12 protein-coding genes are annotated in these 15,088 nt (G+C 45.1%); 8 read left to right on the plus strand and 4 right to left on the minus strand.

Translation table 11 applies throughout. From position 1 onward, the window contains the following. The first annotated feature begins 66 nt into the window (after positions 1 to 66). The 3 genes from amaB (at position 67) to K7G75_RS01990 (ending at position 3,107) form a co-directional block, all read left to right on the plus strand. The gene (amaB, locus tag K7G75_RS01980; RefSeq protein WP_222982225.1) at positions 67 to 1,620 is read left to right on the plus strand and encodes an L-piperidine-6-carboxylate dehydrogenase; all 1,554 of its coding nucleotides are present in this window, start codon (positions 67 to 69) and stop codon (positions 1,618 to 1,620) included. A gap of 358 nt (positions 1,621 to 1,978) precedes the next feature. Further along, the gene (locus tag K7G75_RS01985) at positions 1,979 to 2,536 is read left to right on the plus strand and encodes an OmpA family protein (RefSeq protein WP_222982227.1); all 558 of its coding nucleotides are present in this window, start codon (positions 1,979 to 1,981) and stop codon (positions 2,534 to 2,536) included. 10 nt (positions 2,537 to 2,546) lie between these two features. Beyond that, a complete protein-coding gene (locus K7G75_RS01990) occupies positions 2,547 to 3,107 on the plus strand; it encodes a hypothetical protein (protein WP_222982229.1) in 561 nt (186 codons plus the stop codon). Between the two features lie 10 nt (positions 3,108 to 3,117). Here K7G75_RS01990 and K7G75_RS01995 read toward each other — a convergent pair whose 3' ends face one another. Continuing rightward, on the minus strand, positions 3,118 to 3,843 hold the full coding sequence (locus K7G75_RS01995; protein WP_222982231.1) for a metallophosphoesterase family protein: 726 nt from the start codon (positions 3,841 to 3,843) through the stop codon (positions 3,118 to 3,120). Positions 3,844 to 4,030: 187 nt separating this feature from the next. Here K7G75_RS01995 and K7G75_RS02000 point away from each other — a divergent pair, with 187 nt between their 5' ends. The 4 genes from K7G75_RS02000 to K7G75_RS02015 all read left to right on the plus strand — a co-directional run bounded on the left by K7G75_RS02000 (position 4,031) and on the right by K7G75_RS02015 (position 11,156). Then, positions 4,031 to 7,711: a T9SS type A sorting domain-containing protein gene (locus K7G75_RS02000; RefSeq protein ID WP_222982235.1), complete on the plus strand. Its 3,681-nt coding sequence runs from the start codon at positions 4,031 to 4,033 to the stop codon at positions 7,709 to 7,711. A gap of 86 nt (positions 7,712 to 7,797) precedes the next feature. Then, the gene (locus K7G75_RS02005; protein ID WP_222982237.1) at positions 7,798 to 8,235 is read left to right on the plus strand and encodes a hypothetical protein; all 438 of its coding nucleotides are present in this window, start codon (positions 7,798 to 7,800) and stop codon (positions 8,233 to 8,235) included. 47 nt (positions 8,236 to 8,282) lie between these two features. Continuing rightward, positions 8,283 to 9,227, plus strand: coding sequence for a carbohydrate kinase family protein (locus K7G75_RS02010; RefSeq protein WP_222982239.1), 945 nt, complete (start codon positions 8,283 to 8,285; stop codon positions 9,225 to 9,227). Continuing rightward, a complete protein-coding gene (locus K7G75_RS02015) occupies positions 9,228 to 11,156 on the plus strand; it encodes an amylosucrase (protein ID WP_222982241.1) in 1,929 nt (642 codons plus the stop codon). Here K7G75_RS02015 and K7G75_RS02020 read toward each other — a convergent pair. The 3 genes from K7G75_RS02020 to K7G75_RS02030 are packed head-to-tail and all read right to left on the minus strand — an operon-like array spanning position 11,153 to position 13,925. Next, positions 11,153 to 12,289 (minus strand): ATP-binding protein, encoded by a 1,137-nt coding sequence (locus K7G75_RS02020; protein ID WP_222982243.1) that lies wholly within the window; start codon positions 12,287 to 12,289, stop codon positions 11,153 to 11,155. The two genes, K7G75_RS02015 and K7G75_RS02020, sit on opposite strands and share 4 nt — an antisense overlap. Beyond that, the gene (locus K7G75_RS02025) at positions 12,286 to 13,041 is read right to left on the minus strand and encodes an SDR family NAD(P)-dependent oxidoreductase (protein ID WP_222982245.1); all 756 of its coding nucleotides are present in this window, start codon (positions 13,039 to 13,041) and stop codon (positions 12,286 to 12,288) included. Before K7G75_RS02025 ends, K7G75_RS02020 begins: the two co-directional genes overlap by 4 nt. Positions 13,042 to 13,052: 11 nt before the next feature. Next, positions 13,053 to 13,925: an aldo/keto reductase gene (locus K7G75_RS02030; protein ID WP_222982247.1), complete on the minus strand. Its 873-nt coding sequence runs from the start codon at positions 13,923 to 13,925 to the stop codon at positions 13,053 to 13,055. A 158-nt stretch (positions 13,926 to 14,083) separates the two neighbouring features. Between K7G75_RS02030 and K7G75_RS02035 the strand changes: the two genes are divergently transcribed. Continuing rightward, positions 14,084 to 15,085 carry an AAA family ATPase gene (locus K7G75_RS02035; protein ID WP_222982249.1) on the plus strand — a complete coding sequence of 334 codons (1,002 nt, stop codon included), beginning with the start codon at positions 14,084 to 14,086 and terminating at the stop codon, positions 15,083 to 15,085. The last annotated feature ends 3 nt before the right edge of the window (positions 15,086 to 15,088 follow it).

A 15,088-nucleotide genomic window follows, 5' to 3' on the forward strand; every position in this document is an offset into this window, starting at 1 on the left:
CTCAGTCTCTTCTGGAATATTCGTAGCTTTGCGAAAATTTAACAATAAACATTCAAAAAGTTATAAATGTCAAATATCGCAGCTTCTTTTGGTATCAATAAGGCCCTGGAACAACTTGGGGTAAAAGAAACCAACTTGGGAACTTCCACCGGTTCCAAATTCTTTGGCGCGGGCGAAACCATAGCGTCATACTCTCCGGTTGATGGAGCGCTTATTGCCAAGGTTACCACAACAACCCCAGAGGATTATGAAAAGGTGATGACAAGCGCCACCGAGGCTTTCAAGGAGTGGCGTGCGGTTCCAGCTCCCCAAAGGGGAGAAATTGTCAGACAATTTGGCGAAAAGCTACGTGAACTTAAAGAGCCTTTGGGGAAATTGGTTTCCTACGAAATGGGAAAATCCTACCAGGAAGGTTTGGGCGAAGTACAGGAAATGATAGATATATGTGATTTTGCAGTGGGCCTTTCCCGTCAGTTGCACGGATTGACCATGCACTCCGAACGCCCTGGTCACCGAATGTACGAGCAGTATCACCCCCTTGGTGTAGTGGGCATCATCTCGGCCTTTAATTTTCCAGTGGCCGTTTGGTCGTGGAACACTGCATTGGCTTGGGTATGTGGCGATGTTTGCGTTTGGAAACCTTCCGAAAAAGCTCCCATTTGTGGCATTGCCTGCCAAAACATCATTGCCGATGTTCTTAAAAAGAACAACCTTCCCGAAGGAATTTCCTGCCTCATCAACGGTGATTACAAGGTGGGTGAACTTATGACCAACGACAAGCGCATTCCGCTGGTATCCGCTACCGGTTCCATAAGAATGGGAAAAATCGTTGCCCAAAAGGTAGCCGCCCGACTTGGCAAATCCCTCTTGGAACTTGGTGGGAACAATGCGATAATTGTCACCCCTGATGCTGATATCAAAATGACCGTGATCGGTGCTGTTTTCGGAGCAGTGGGTACAGCGGGTCAACGTTGTACCTCAACCCGAAGACTGATCATCCATGAATCCATTTATGATCAGGTCAAAAATGCCATTGTTGATGCTTATAAGCAGCTTAAAATTGGCAACCCTTTGGACCAAAACAACCATGTAGGCCCGTTAATCGACACCGATGCTGTGAACATGTATGAAAAAGCGCTTCAAAAGGCACAAAAAGAAGGAGGCAATATTTTGGTGGCTGGTGGTGTGCTAAAAGGTGAGGGCTATGAGAGCGGATGCTATGTAAAACCCGCCATCGTGGAGGCTGAAAATTCCTTTGAAATTGTTCAGGAGGAAACATTTGCCCCCATTCTATATGTATTGAAGTACACTGGAGATGTTGAAAACGCCATTGCCCAGCAAAATGGGGTGGTTCAAGGTCTATCCTCCGCCATTATGACCAATAATCTTAGTGAGGCTGAACGGTTTTTGTCCGCTGCCGGGAGTGATTGTGGTATTGCCAACGTAAATATTGGAACCTCGGGTGCCGAAATTGGCGGTGCCTTTGGTGGTGAAAAAGAAACCGGGGGAGGCCGTGAAAGCGGTTCGGATGCCTGGAAAATTTATATGCGTAGGCAAACCAACACCATCAACTATACCACGGAGCTGCCACTGGCCCAGGGCATTAAGTTTGATCTATAAAAAAGACAGACCGCCATTCTTGATGAACAAAGAATCGGCGGTCTCTTTAAAACCAACTTAACTAACTCAAACTTAATTTGAATAAACCCTATTCCAATGCCGGAACTTGGTCGGGAGAAATAGGGTTTCTTACCTAATATTTAATGCAAATTTCTGCATATTGAAAACAGGTTGTATCGGTCAGCGTATGAGTGGTAACAAAAAATGTGTGATCGGTATGTATTGGCCACTTTTTTGTATTGCCCCTTTTCTGATAGGTTCCTAGCACATATAATTACCTCATTTTCCATAAGTTAAATCTAATTTTTTTTAAGATTTTTTTAATAAATTAGGAGAACGGAATCCCTATCAACCTCCCATGAAAAAGCAGTCATCCTATTTATTGGGAATATTGGTGACCATTGTGGTTGGAACAGTGCTGTACATAAACTATTGCAGTACATGCGCCGCACCAGAAAATTCAAAGGTGGTTGAAGCGCAAACAGACCAGCTTAAAAAAACTCAGTCACCATTCCACCCGTTTTCCGTTAATGATGATTCGTACATGCTGGACATTGAGGACAACTTTAGCTTCAATTCATCTGAGCCCTCTTTTATGATGCCACTCTCGGATCAGTTAAAGAAGGGTGTTGAAGACCTAAAAAACTATTTGGGATCGCATCCTGACAAAATGGTCCAAGTTACCGGGCTGTACGCAAAAGGAGAGACAAACAATTCTGATTTTGTCAATCTGGGCGTTGCAAGGGCCAATTCTGTCAAAAACCATCTTGTGATGAATGGAATTTCCGTAGACCAAATCCAAACGGATGGGAAATTGGACGGGAAATTGAAACCCTTGGACAATGTCCTTTTTGGACCTATTTTCTTTCAACTTTCAGAAAGAGATCCTATCGAAAATGATTCTGAACCGAACTAAAACAATTATCATGAATACTGAAAATATTGCTATATGGTGCTGGTTAATTCCCATATTAATTGGTGTAATCGCAGCCTTATTGGGTTATTATTTGGGAAAGTCAAGTGTTTCACAAAAAGTGGGCTCCAATGAAAACCTGAAAGCCCTGGAAGTGGACAATGCCAGACTGAAAACGGAATTGGACATCTGTCGGAAAAAAATGGATGCGTTGGACAAAACGAGCAAGGCAGATTCCCCCGTGTCCTCACGAGTGTCCAAGCAAACACCGCCCCAATTTGATGCGGTAGCGGCCAAGGCCGCCCTTGGTAAAAAAATCAAACAGGACGACCTGAAGATTGTTGAGGGAATTGGTCCCAAGATCGAGGGCTTGTTTCACAAGTTTGGAATAAAAACTTGGAAAGCCCTCTCCGAGATCTCAACGGATAAATGCCAGGAAGTTCTGGATTCTGGAGGAGATCGGTATCGAATCCACGATCCAGCCTCATGGCCCATGCAGGCCAAAATGGCGCATAAGGGACAATGGAAGGAACTCGCCAAATGGCAAGATGACCATAAAGCTGGAAAATTTTGACCTGAGCGGTCTAATTACGTCCCCTTTCTCCGGGATACAACGTATGGACAGGATCGCTCTGCCAAAATTCCTTGGTGTCCACATCCATCATGGTAAGGCACCCTTTGAAGGCCGCCCCGGTATCCAAGTTCCATACATTGGCGCCCCGTTGTGGTGTTGCCAGCCCATTTTTTGATATGGGCGTATGGCCGATGAAAATCTCACTGTAATGCGTCAATCTTTTTGGAAAGTTCTTGTCCTCGGTTTTTAAATTGGGGTCTACGGCATTGGCCAATTCCCACAAAGTTCTGTCCCAATAGAACAACTGCTCAAAATATTCAAATTCTATTCCTTTGAGATTGGTATACCCTGCATGTACAAAAAGCCTATGGGCGTCGTCCAAGTAATGGTTCCTTAGCTCGGAATAAAAAATTAGATGGGAATCCCACTCCTCTCTTTCTGCATTCATATAGGAGCTTTTTGTAGCAGTGCCGCCGTGTGCCAACCATTGCGGGTTCTCCTTTTGAGTCAGTAGCCATTCACGGCAAAGCTCATCATGGTTGCCACGAATAAACGTGCAGTTGTGCGTTTTCTTCAGATCGATCAAAAAATCGATGGTCTCCACAGCGGTACTCCATCCGTCCACATAATCCCCTAAAAAAATAAGATGGTCTTTGGGGTCCACATCAGCATGAACCAGTAATTGCTCCAGTGCCCGCAAACCCGAATGGACATCCCCAATAGCTAAGGTCCTCATCGTGAATTTTTCACAATTATACGCAACAAAAAACAGTCTGTTCCTAAAATGAATTCCAAAGTTGCATACAGCATTTTCATTTGGCTTTTCTTAACCATGTATTTCATCGATTTTTGTAGGAATAACAAACTATTGGCATTGTTTTTTTACTATATTGATTAGCTAATTCATTTTAATCGACCTCTATATGAAAAAATCTCTACTCACTAAACCCTTGTTTTCTTTTTTGGCTTGTTTTTCCCTGATCGCTTCCGGGGTTCAAGCGCAAGAATTGAAAAGAACTCATGACGATTCGCACCAAAAGGGACATAACCTGTACAAGCAATCGAAAATTTACGATAGCAAAGTAGGTCCTGTAGGTGCGGCACCCAAAGCTCCAGGTGATCGGGCCCTTGACCGGTTGGCCTATGAGTTTAGGCAGACCCAAGATCCATTCACCAAAAAAATTCCTGAGAACATCCGTTTGTTGGAGGCCAAATTCTCTGAGAGAATAGATTCAACGGACATTCAACTTCAAATGTCCAAATCCTATGGCGCAGAGGCCAAGAAAAAGAGCTACTTCTATTTTAGAAACCGTGGCCCTTTCAATGTTGGCGGCAGAACGAGGGCATTGGCGTTGGACATGCAAAATGAGAACACGATACTTGCAGGGGGGGTCTCCGGGGGTCTTTGGCGGTCTACAAATGCCGGGCAAACTTGGCGCAGGGTCACAAGAAAAAATCAGGGGCCCAGTGTAACCTCAATTGTCCAGGATCCAAGAAAAAACCGTCAAAATATTTGGTACTATGCTTCTGGAGAACGCTATGGAAACTCGGCAAGTGCCCCGGGTGCGTTTTATCAAGGTACGGGTATCTACAAATCGTTCAACAACGGAAGAACTTGGTTCGAAATGCGAAACACCACGGACAATGATGTCACTTCCTTTTCTTCTTTTGATCTGATTAACAGTTTGGCGGTACATCCCCAAACCGGCGATGTGTTTGCGGCGACCTTTGATGGCCTGTTCAGGTCTCAAAATGGCGCAAGGTCTTTTGAGGAAGTCCTTCCCAGCGGGTTCGACAGTCAAACAGAGGTGCTCATCACCCCTAACGGCACTGTATATGCCACCGTGGATATTTTTGGTGGGGACAATGCCGGTTTTTATACTTCGCAAGATGGAAGTACCTGGACCAACATTACCCCTGAGGGCATTTTCCCAGCGTATGGGAGGACGGTGATGGCCTATGACCCCTCGGATGAGAATCGAATCTATTTTTTCTCTTATGATTTGAGCAGCCTCGGAGAAGCTTTTTTATGGCGTTACCAAGCTGATGCAACGACTCCCGAGGAGCAATGGGTGGATTTGACGGCCAATCTGCCAACTTCAATTGGCGGCGTTGCCGGAAACCTGAACTTGCAGGGAGCCTACAACATGGTGATCAAAGTGCATCCTACCAATCCTGATTTAGTCTTTTTGGGCGGCACAAATCTTTATCGTTCCACTACAGGCTTTACCACTCCGGCAGGTTTTGAGAGCTGGATTGGTGGCTATACCATTTTCAGCAATAGTTTTGCCGTTTATCCCAACCACCATCCTGATCAACACAATTTGGTGTTTTTGCCCTCCAACCCAAATAAGGCCATCTCTGCCAATGATGGGGGGGTGCGGGTCACCGAGGATATCACTATTGCGTCCGAACCGGTCAGTTGGACTTCTTTGAACAACGGCTACATTACGACTCAACCCTATGCCATTGCCATAGATCCGGAAGGTAACAGCCAGGATGTGGTTGCCGGTTTTCAGGACAATGGAACATGGTTTACCAATTCTACTAGTGGCCAAGATCCTTGGGAAGAGGACTTTGGTGGAGATGGATCTTACAATGCCATTGCCGATGGTGGTCTCACCCGCTATGTCTCGGCACAGTTCGGAAATGTGTATCGTTTCAATTTTGACGATGCAGGAACATTCATATCCTTTACCAGGGTTACACCGGCGGGTGCCAGTGGTTTTGATTTTGTGGCCCCTTTTGTTTTGGATCCCCTTAATGACAATATAATGTACATGCCCGCTGGTGATCGCATGTGGAGGAACAATAATTTGGATGAGGTCCCTCTTTTCTCAAACGCCCCGGCAACAGTCAACTGGGTAGCGCAAGAGCAAACCGCCACACCAGATGGTTCGGTAATTACAGGTTTGGATGTTTCTAGATTTCCTGTGGCCAACCGATTGTACTACGGCACTTCTTCCGGTATGATTTTTAAAGTTGAAAATGCCAATCTGGACGACCAAGGTGTTGAAGATATTTCTTCCGGTAAAGGATTACCTCCAGGTAACATCAATCAGATCTACGTAGACCCCAATGATTCCGACCGTGTTTTTGCCGTATTCTCGAATTATAACATTAAGAGTCTTTTTATGAGCGAGAATGCCGGGGAAACTTGGGAAAGTATCAGCGGAAATCTCGAGGAGAGCACTGATGGAACAGGCAATGGTCCTTCGGTCAGATGGTTTGCTGTCAATGGAAATAGCAGTCTGTATTTTGTCGGTACCAGCACCGGACTTTACGTTTCTTACTACCTCAATGGTGATCGCACGCGTTGGTTCAGGGAACCTTTTGTTGTTGGCAATGTGGTTGTGCCCCAGGTGAGAACACGGAAAGATGGTTTTGTGGCCGCAGCAGCCCATGGAAATGGAATTTACAATGCCAAGTTCTTTACTTTCCCTTCTCCCGAGCCAAATTTAAGCGTGGCCTATCTATTGCCCGATCTTTTATTGCCCATTGGAAGCCCGGACAAAGAAGTGAACGTTAAAGATCTGTTTGTAAGCACGAGCAAGCGGAAGTCCATTTCAATAGAGTTGACCAATTCCAATCCAGATTTGGTTACCGCAGTATTAAGGGACGATATAATCCAACTTTCCTTTGCTCCCGATACGGAAGGATCGGCAGCAATCGGCTTGATTGCCACATTAGGTAATGAGCAAGTGGCGGAAGGTTTTACGGTGACTTTGACGGAATTGCCCATTTATGAACAAAATGATGGAATAGTAAGTAGTAGTCCTTCCCAACTGTTTCCAGATTTTGGAGGAGCCTTGGCGCAGTCTGCCGATGATTTCATTGTTCCTGCGGAAAGTCAATGGACCATCAATAGCATTGTGGCTTTTGGAGGGGCCAACAATAGTCCTTCCTTGACCAGTGCCAACATTGTTATTTATGATGATAATGCGGGAGCACCCGGCGCAATCGTTTATGATAGTGGTGCGATAGCTCCTTCCTCGGAACCCAACCAGACCAATCTTATTCTAGATCTTCCAGAGGCAGTTGTTCTGCAAGGGGGGACTTATTGGTTGTCTGTATACGTAAATCTTGACTTTTTGCCGAATGCCACCCAATGGTTCTGGTCCACCCAGGCAGGATTGATCGGCAACGAATCCAGTTTTAGGGATCAAGGGAATCTCTTTGGCATAGGTGCGGTTGATTGGACTCCAAGGTCCGTAGCTTTTGGTACAGGCCCTGAGGATCAGGTTTTCCAAATTTTTGGAACCGTGGACAATGGCTCAACCCAGGATACCGCTGCCGAAATTGCCCCTTCCGGTGCGTTTGGCGAGCAGGAATCCCAAAATTTAGCGACTGTGGAGACCAATGTGATCACAGCGGTATGGCCCAACCCTTCTACCAATGAGTTCTATTTTGCCCTAAAAAACAGTGAGGATCGTAAGGTCACCACCCAGATTTTCAATCTGTTGGGGCAAATGGTCTTTGAAAGTAGTGAGATGAGCAGCAGCGAACCGATTATCTGGAACGCTTCCAACAGTCCGTCTGGCATCTACTTTGTAAAGATCAGAGGTCAAAACACCAAGGAAGATTTTAAGATCATTAAGAGATAAGTTTGACAAAGAAGGCGCAATAAATTGCGCCTTCTTTTTATAATCCAATCCGCCCGTGTTACCGTATATCTGAAAAAGAATGTTTTATGAAACCACTGCTCTTAGTCTTATTTGTTCTATTTGGAAATTCCTGTAATCAAGAGGATAATACGTCCCCAACGGAAAACCCAATTACGGAAGCTGTTAAAAATGAGAATGGAGGAACCCCTCCTCCAACAGATCAGCTATTGGGGCCAAACGAAGTTTTACTCAAAATAAGCATTCTTGAGACCACTGACCAGAGCAAGGAAATATGTGGTCTGTCCAAAGAATTTATTTTCCATGTCGAAGTGGTCGAGGTTATCAAAACAGGAGGAAGTGTCAATAAGAAGTTTTCCAAAAACGAAAAAATGGATGTTGCCTTCTTGTTTGAGCCAGAAAGTCTTAATGCCAACATGACCCTTGAGGTAAAAGCAAAGGAAGGGCTGTGCCCCGATACCTCCAATAGCTATTTTACCATTATTGAACACAGAATTTTGGAATAGCATACATTTTCTCCTTACATTGGATAACCTTTTCTTAATCAATGGCAATGAAGAAGGTTTTCTGTATTGGAGAATTACTGATTGATTTTGTGGCGGAAAAACAGGGTAGCAACCTAGCTAAGGCTTCCATTTTCACAAAAAAAGCCGGGGGCGCCCCTGCCAATGTGGCCTGTGCGATAGCCAAGCTAGGTGGTAAAGGTTTTTTCATCGGTTGTGTCGGCAACGACCCTTTTGGCGAGTTCTTGTTGGACACTTTGAGGAAGGAGGGGGTGGATATTTCTCTTGCCCAGCGCTCCAAAACCTTTACCACATTGGCCTTTGTCTCCTTGGCGGAAGATGGTGAAAGGGATTTTGTGTTCAGTCGAGGGGCAGATAGGGAATTGGAGTACGACCCAAACCTTCGCAAAGGTTTTTCCGGGAATATCCTTCATCTTGGAGCCGCAACCGCCTTTTTGGGTGGTGCCTTGGAAAAATCCTATGGCAAATACCTTTTTGATGCGTTGACCAAAGACATGTTCATCAGCTTCGACCCCAATTTCAGGAGAGATCTTTGGAAGGGAAATGAACAACAGTTTATCAAAAAATGCATGCCGTTCATTGAAAAATCGCATCTCTGTAAGTTCAGTATCGAGGAAGCCCAATTGCTATCCGGCAAGTCGGACCTCAACGAAGCCTGCGATTTTTTACATGAGGTGGGTACCAAAATCATCACGGTCACGCTTGGCAAGGAAGGCACTTTTGTCAGTATGGGCGGGCAGCGGGAAACCGTTCCCAGTATTCCGGTAACCCCTGTGGATACTACTGGTGCCGGAGATGCTTTTATTGGCTGTCTTCTATATCAAATCGGAAATCTTGGTAGTTTCAGCCAAGTTTTTGATGGTTTTGAGTATTTCTTAAAAATGGTGCGCACAGCGAACAAGGCAGGAGCCATCACCACGACCAACTACGGGGCCATAAATGCGCTTCCTACCAAATCCCAGCTTCAAGATTAAATGAACCAGGCACATATACACAGATTGCTTTCATCAAAATTGAAGGAAAAAGACCCGACCGCACTATTCAATCTGCGATTGGCGACCAACTTGGGGCTTTTGCAACATTTATTTTTTTCGCTCTATCCAGAGGAATCTCACCTGGATGACTTCAACAGATTGATTGATTTGTTTCCCAAATTGTTTGCCACGCGGCCCGATGAGCTGAAACGGCTGGACCTTGCCAGGTTGCAGGAAGGCAGTTGGTTTTTATCCGAAAAGATGGTAGGCATGCAATTGTATGTGGAAAATTTTAATGAAGATCTGAAAGGGCTTCAGAAAAAAATTCCCTATTTCAAGGAGTTGGGTGTCAATTTTTTGCACTTGATGCCAATTACCACTCGTCCAAAAGGCGAAAATGATGGTGGCTATGCAGTGAACAGCTATGATAAGGTGGATCCCAAGTACGGCTCCAAAAAAGACCTTTTGGACCTAACATCCATGCTACGAGAAGAGCACATACACCTGATGCTGGATTTCGTGGTGAACCATACCTCGGATGAATTCCCTTGGGCCAAAAAAGCCAAGCAGGGCGACAAAAAATACCAGCAGTACTATTACACGTTTGAGGATAATACCATTCCCAACGAATTTGAAAAGACACTTCCAGAGGTGTTCCCCGAGACTTCTCCAGGCAACTTCACCTACATTCCTGAAATGGAAAAATGGGTAATGACGGTGTTCAACAGTTATCAGTGGGACTTGAATTATACCAACCCCACGGTGTTTTTGGAAATGCTTGCCAATTTGACGAAAATGATCAATCTTGGAGTGGACGTTGTCCGGTTTGATGCCTTGGCCTTCCTTTGGAAAAAAATGGGGACCATTTCACAAAATCTGCCCGAGGCACATTCGCTGATCAGCCTCTTTCGCATGTGCCTGCAAGTGATAGCCCCAGGAACTATTTTTCTTGCCGAAGCCATTGTTGCACCCACGCAAATAATCAAATATTTTGGGGAGGGACCTACCGAGGGGAATGAATGCGAGATAGCTTACAATGCTTCTTTAATGGCCTTGCTTTGGAATTCCATTGCCACCACAAAAACGGGCCTGCTCTACAAAAGTCTGTCCAACGTACCCCCAAAGCCCAACGATTGTACCTGGATCAACTATATCCGTTGCCATGATGATATCGGTTTGGGGTATGAAGACCATTTCATCCGGGAAATGGGCTGGGACCCCCAACAGCATCGAAAATTTCTGTTGGATTATTACTGTCAACGCTTGGATTGGTCCCCTGCCATGGGCCTGATGTTCATGTACAATCCCAAAACAGGTGATGGCCGGATCACTGGAAGCGCTGCCTCACTTTTGGGTCTGGAAAAGGGATTGAAACAGAAAAACAATACTCTGGTAGAGAAATCGGTGGACAAGATCATACTGCTTCATGGCATCATTTTGGCATATGGGGGAATTCCCATGATATATGCGGGTGATGAATTTGGAACGCTCAACGATTATTCCTTTCTCGATGATGATGCCAAAAAAGAGGACAGCCGTTGGGTGAACCGGCCAAAACAGGATTGGGCAGTCATTGCATCTTTGGGCATTGGGGAAACTCCCCAATCCAAAATATTCCATACCCTAAAAAAATTGATTGCCATCCGAAAAGAAAATCCGATTCTTGCAGACAAAAGCCTTCCGGTATTGTACCACACCGGGAACGACCATATTCTTGTTTTTGAAAGAAAAGCCGAGGGCAACGAAGGGCTTATCGTAATTTGCAACTTTGATGGGAAGCCTCAGGTAATAGAACCCAGTTGGATCAAAAAGCTTGGGTATTTCACCAAAGGAGATCCATTAGATCTGGTTTCGGGTAAAAAAATCGCTGCAAACAGTGGATTGCTTGAGTTGTTGCCCTACCAAATGCTCTGGCTGAAAAAATCCTAGCTATACCTCACCTTTCTTAGTATGCGCTGGGATTCTTTAAGGGACTGATATATGCCACTATCATATTGCTTCAACAGGGGTCGGGCCCAATCCATTTTTTCCTTGGCCTCTTCAAAACCATTCAAATAGCAAATAAGATAAGTGGCAGGTAAATGGGAAAGGTCATCATATTCCGAATCTGTGAGCACGATTTGTTTTTCAATCTTTTGAAGCAACGCATTGTTTGTATTGAAGACATGGTGCAGCGTTTTCTTGTCATACTGGGGCGGCTCAAACAGCAATTCACTGTTGATGGAGTACTTCCCATTTTCCGAAAAGATGATCATCACCTTTTCCAAGGGATAATATTTTTGCTGGGATCCCAAGCCCAGTTGCACAAATTCCAGGATGCTAAAAGTATCATCGTTATACGAAATGGTAACTTCATCCAAAGCGGAATAAAAAAGCTTGACCTGCTCGTTGATAAGTTCAATGTCCACCCGAGAATAATAAATTTTGGTCTTGGTCTTCTTTTTGATCCCTGCCCAGCAGACCACGAACTGTTCTTTAAAAACTTTATAGTCGCTGGTTAGGTCGGGGTGCCTGTTGTTCATGAAGTTGATCACGGCATCCAGGGTAAGTTCGATGTTGTTCCGCGCATGCTGCTCAATGGTGGCCACAATCTGGGAATTGATGTCCTTTAACTCAATCCCATAAGCTTTGGGAAGACTGATGCTCCCCTCCCTAAAAAAAACGGCCCCGCCGTAATATTTCCAGATGTTCTTGCGCAGCGCGCAAACCCTGCCATTGGAACGTATGGTCACCAAACCGACCACCTTGCCCTCTGGCAAATGCGGAAATGGGATATTTTCATAGGAAATTAGCGGTGGATTGTCCAAATAGGCATTGACAAGGTTTTGGATCTTGCTGTCATCAAAAAAATCTACCCCCACAATCTCATTGTCCTCGTCCTCAACCCCGATCACGATAAAGGAATTGTTCTTGGGGTTACTGTTGGCCAAGGCACAAACGTGCTTTAGAAACTTTGCCTTGCCTTCCTTTTCACCAATGGAAATAAATCGCTTTTTATCGTAGAAGCTGTTTTCATCATTATGCGCCAGTAAGTTTTTTACCAAAAGGCGTTTGTTGATCATAACTCCTTCTTCACAATGGTGCTGCTGGCTTGGGCCGTTGGCATTACCACCAAATCGGCAATGTTAACGTGGTAAGGTCTTGTGACAACGAAGTGGATTATTTCAGCTATATCCTCCGGTTTCAGGGGTTTGTATCCCTGATACACTTTTTCCGCCTTGTCGGCATCTCCCTTGAATCGAACTTCACTGAACTCCGTTTCCACCAGACCTGGGTTCACTGCACCCACCCGGATTCCGTGGGCGTTAAGATCAATCCGCATGGCCTGGTTTATGGCATCCACTGCATATTTGCTGGCACAGTACACATTCCCTTTCGGATACACCTCTTTCCCGGCCGTGGAGCCTATATTGATGATGTGTCCCGATTTTCGCCCAACCATTTGGGGTAAGACCGCCTTGGACACATAAAGCAATCCTTTTACATTGATGTCGAGCATGGCATCCCAATCATCCGGATTGCCTTGGTCAATAAGGTCCAGGCCATGGGCATTTCCTGCATTGTTGATCAATATATCGATACGGGAAAATTCTTTCGGCAGATCCTTTATCCCTGCAAAAACCGCTTCTCGGTCCCGAACATCAAATTGTAGGGTATGAATGCCAGTGTTCAAGCCCAACGTGTTTTGTAGCTCATCCAGGCGTTCAGACCTTCTTCCGCATAGCACCAAATTGTATCCCCGAGAAGCAAAAAGTGTCGCGGTCGCTTTGCCAATGCCGCTTGTGGCACCCGTTATCAATACCGTCTTCTTCATGTTGTTTTTATTTAGGGTACTTGATGGCCTTGGCTGGCTTCCAGTAGCGCAAACCAGTCTTGAAGTTCCAAATCCACCTCAGCGGCCTTAACGGCCAACATTATTCTTTCCTTGTCCGTGGTCCCGATAACAGGATGGACATTTGCGGGATGTTTTATGATCCATGCCAATAGCAATTGGCTTTCATCCAAACCATATTTTCCCATTAAAAGGTCCATCACTTTCTTTATTCGTTTGGTCTGTTCGGTAGTTTCCCGAAAAAAACTTCCCAAGGGACTCCACGCCATCGCCATCCTATTGTTGGTGATACAATCATCAAAAGTTCCATCGTACATTGGACCTTCATGGGTCAATGAAAACTCTACTTGATTGCAGGAAATCGGAAGTGCCTTTTCGAGCATAGCGATCTGGGATGGGGTGAAATTGGAAACTCCAAATTTCTTGATTTTTCCCTTTTTCAATAACTGGAATGCGGCTTCCGCAATCTCTTCAGGTTCCATCAATGGGCTTGGTCTGTGCAAAAGCAGTAGATCCAGATACTCCGTACGCAACTTTTTCAGAGACTCCTCGGCGGACCAAACAATATAGTCTTTGTCGTACTGGTAATGATTTAGCTGATTTTGCCTTCCACGTGTCATTTGTATGCCGCATTTGGATATCAATTGTACATCCGATCTAGAAATGCCGCTTTGGGCAAAGGCTTTTCCAAAATCCGCCTCCGTACCATAATCCCCATAAATATCCGCATGGTCAAATGTGGTCAACCCAAGGTCAAGGCAATGGTTGATCACCCCTGTCATTTGACTGGTGGAAAGTTTTTTGCCCCAACTTCCCCACGTCATGCATCCAGAAATAATTCTGGAATAAGTATTGCTTGCTTCCATATCTGCTGAATGTATAAAATTAAACCCTTAAAACCTTCATAAAACTAGGGGTTTCCCGTTTTTTTTAACCATTAATTAACAGATGGATTTTAAATAAATTTTCATTTTGCACTGCTTATCAATATGATATATAATTACACATAACAATAAAAGTTTAGATGGAAGAAAACACTACTATTGATATTAGTGCGGTGAATGAAAAAATTGCTCAGGAAAGTGCTTTTATTGATTTGCTCGTTACTGAGATGAACAAGGCCATAGTAGGCCAGAGACACATGGTGGAACGGCTACTGATCGGATTGCTCGGCCAGGGCCATATTCTTTTGGAGGGCGTGCCCGGCCTTGCAAAGACCTTGGCCATAAATACCTTGGCAAAAGCCGTTAAAGGTACTTTCAGCAGAATACAGTTTACGCCCGACCTGCTACCGGCAGACGTGGTGGGAACAATGATCTACAACATGAAGGAAAATGATTTTTCCATAAAAAAGGGGCCTATTTTTGCCAATTTTGTGCTTGCGGATGAGATTAACCGGGCCCCGGCAAAGGTCCAATCCGCACTTTTGGAAGCCATGCAGGAAAAGCAGGTGACCATAGGCGATGAAACCTTTAAACTGGATGCTCCCTTTTTGGTAATGGCCACCCAAAACCCCGTGGAGCAGGAAGGCACCTACCCGCTTCCCGAGGCACAGGTCGATCGTTTTATGCTGAAAACCGTAATAGACTACCCCAAACTCAATGAGGAACAACTGATCATCCGCCAAAACCTTATGGGCGCAACCGAGGCCATTAAGCCCGTAGTGAGCATAAAACAGATTTTGAGTGCCCAGCAAGCAGTTCGGGAGGTCTATATGGATGAGAAAATTGAAAAATATATCCTAGACCTGGTCTTTGCTACCCGATATCCTGAAAAGTACAATCTGGAGAACCTTAAACCGCTCATCAGCTTTGGGGCATCCCCCAGGGGAAGCATCAATCTGGCCAATGCCTCAAAATGCTACGCATTCATAAAAAGAAGGGGGTATGTGGTTCCCGAAGATGTAAGGGCCGTGGTCCACGATGTGCTGCGGCACAGAATCGGAATCACCTATGAGGCCGAAGCGGAAAACATCACTTCCGAGGAAATCATCAACAAGATTGTAAACGAGGTTGAAGTACCGTAACGG

Origin of the sequence: Flagellimonas meishanensis (assembly GCF_019880545.1) — a bacterium.
Classification (GTDB): Bacteria; Bacteroidota; Bacteroidia; order Flavobacteriales; family Flavobacteriaceae; genus Flagellimonas; species Flagellimonas meishanensis.

Bases quoted from the DNA above. Each gene is read 5' to 3' on its own strand.
- K7G75_RS02025 (WP_222982245.1), bottom strand. From the start codon at position 13,041: ATGAAGAAGACGGTATTGATAACGGGTGCCACAAGCGGCATTGGCAAA.
- K7G75_RS02005 (WP_222982237.1), top strand. From the start codon at position 7,798: ATGAAACCACTGCTCTTAGTCTTATTTGTTCTATTTGGAAATTCCTGT.
- K7G75_RS02020 (WP_222982243.1), bottom strand. From the start codon at position 12,289: ATGATCAACAAACGCCTTTTGGTAAAAAACTTACTGGCGCATAATGAT.
- K7G75_RS01985 (WP_222982227.1), top strand. From the start codon at position 1,979: ATGAAAAAGCAGTCATCCTATTTATTGGGAATATTGGTGACCATTGTG.
- K7G75_RS01995 (WP_222982231.1), bottom strand. From the start codon at position 3,843: ATGAGGACCTTAGCTATTGGGGATGTCCATTCGGGTTTGCGGGCACTG.
- K7G75_RS01990 (WP_222982229.1), top strand. From the start codon at position 2,547: ATGAATACTGAAAATATTGCTATATGGTGCTGGTTAATTCCCATATTA.
- K7G75_RS02015 (WP_222982241.1), top strand. From the start codon at position 9,228: ATGAACCAGGCACATATACACAGATTGCTTTCATCAAAATTGAAGGAA.
- K7G75_RS02010 (WP_222982239.1), top strand. From the start codon at position 8,283: ATGAAGAAGGTTTTCTGTATTGGAGAATTACTGATTGATTTTGTGGCG.
- amaB (WP_222982225.1), top strand. From the start codon at position 67: ATGTCAAATATCGCAGCTTCTTTTGGTATCAATAAGGCCCTGGAACAA.
- K7G75_RS02000 (WP_222982235.1), top strand. From the start codon at position 4,031: ATGAAAAAATCTCTACTCACTAAACCCTTGTTTTCTTTTTTGGCTTGT.
- K7G75_RS02030 (WP_222982247.1), bottom strand. From the start codon at position 13,925: ATGGAAGCAAGCAATACTTATTCCAGAATTATTTCTGGATGCATGACG.
- K7G75_RS02035 (WP_222982249.1), top strand. From the start codon at position 14,084: ATGGAAGAAAACACTACTATTGATATTAGTGCGGTGAATGAAAAAATT.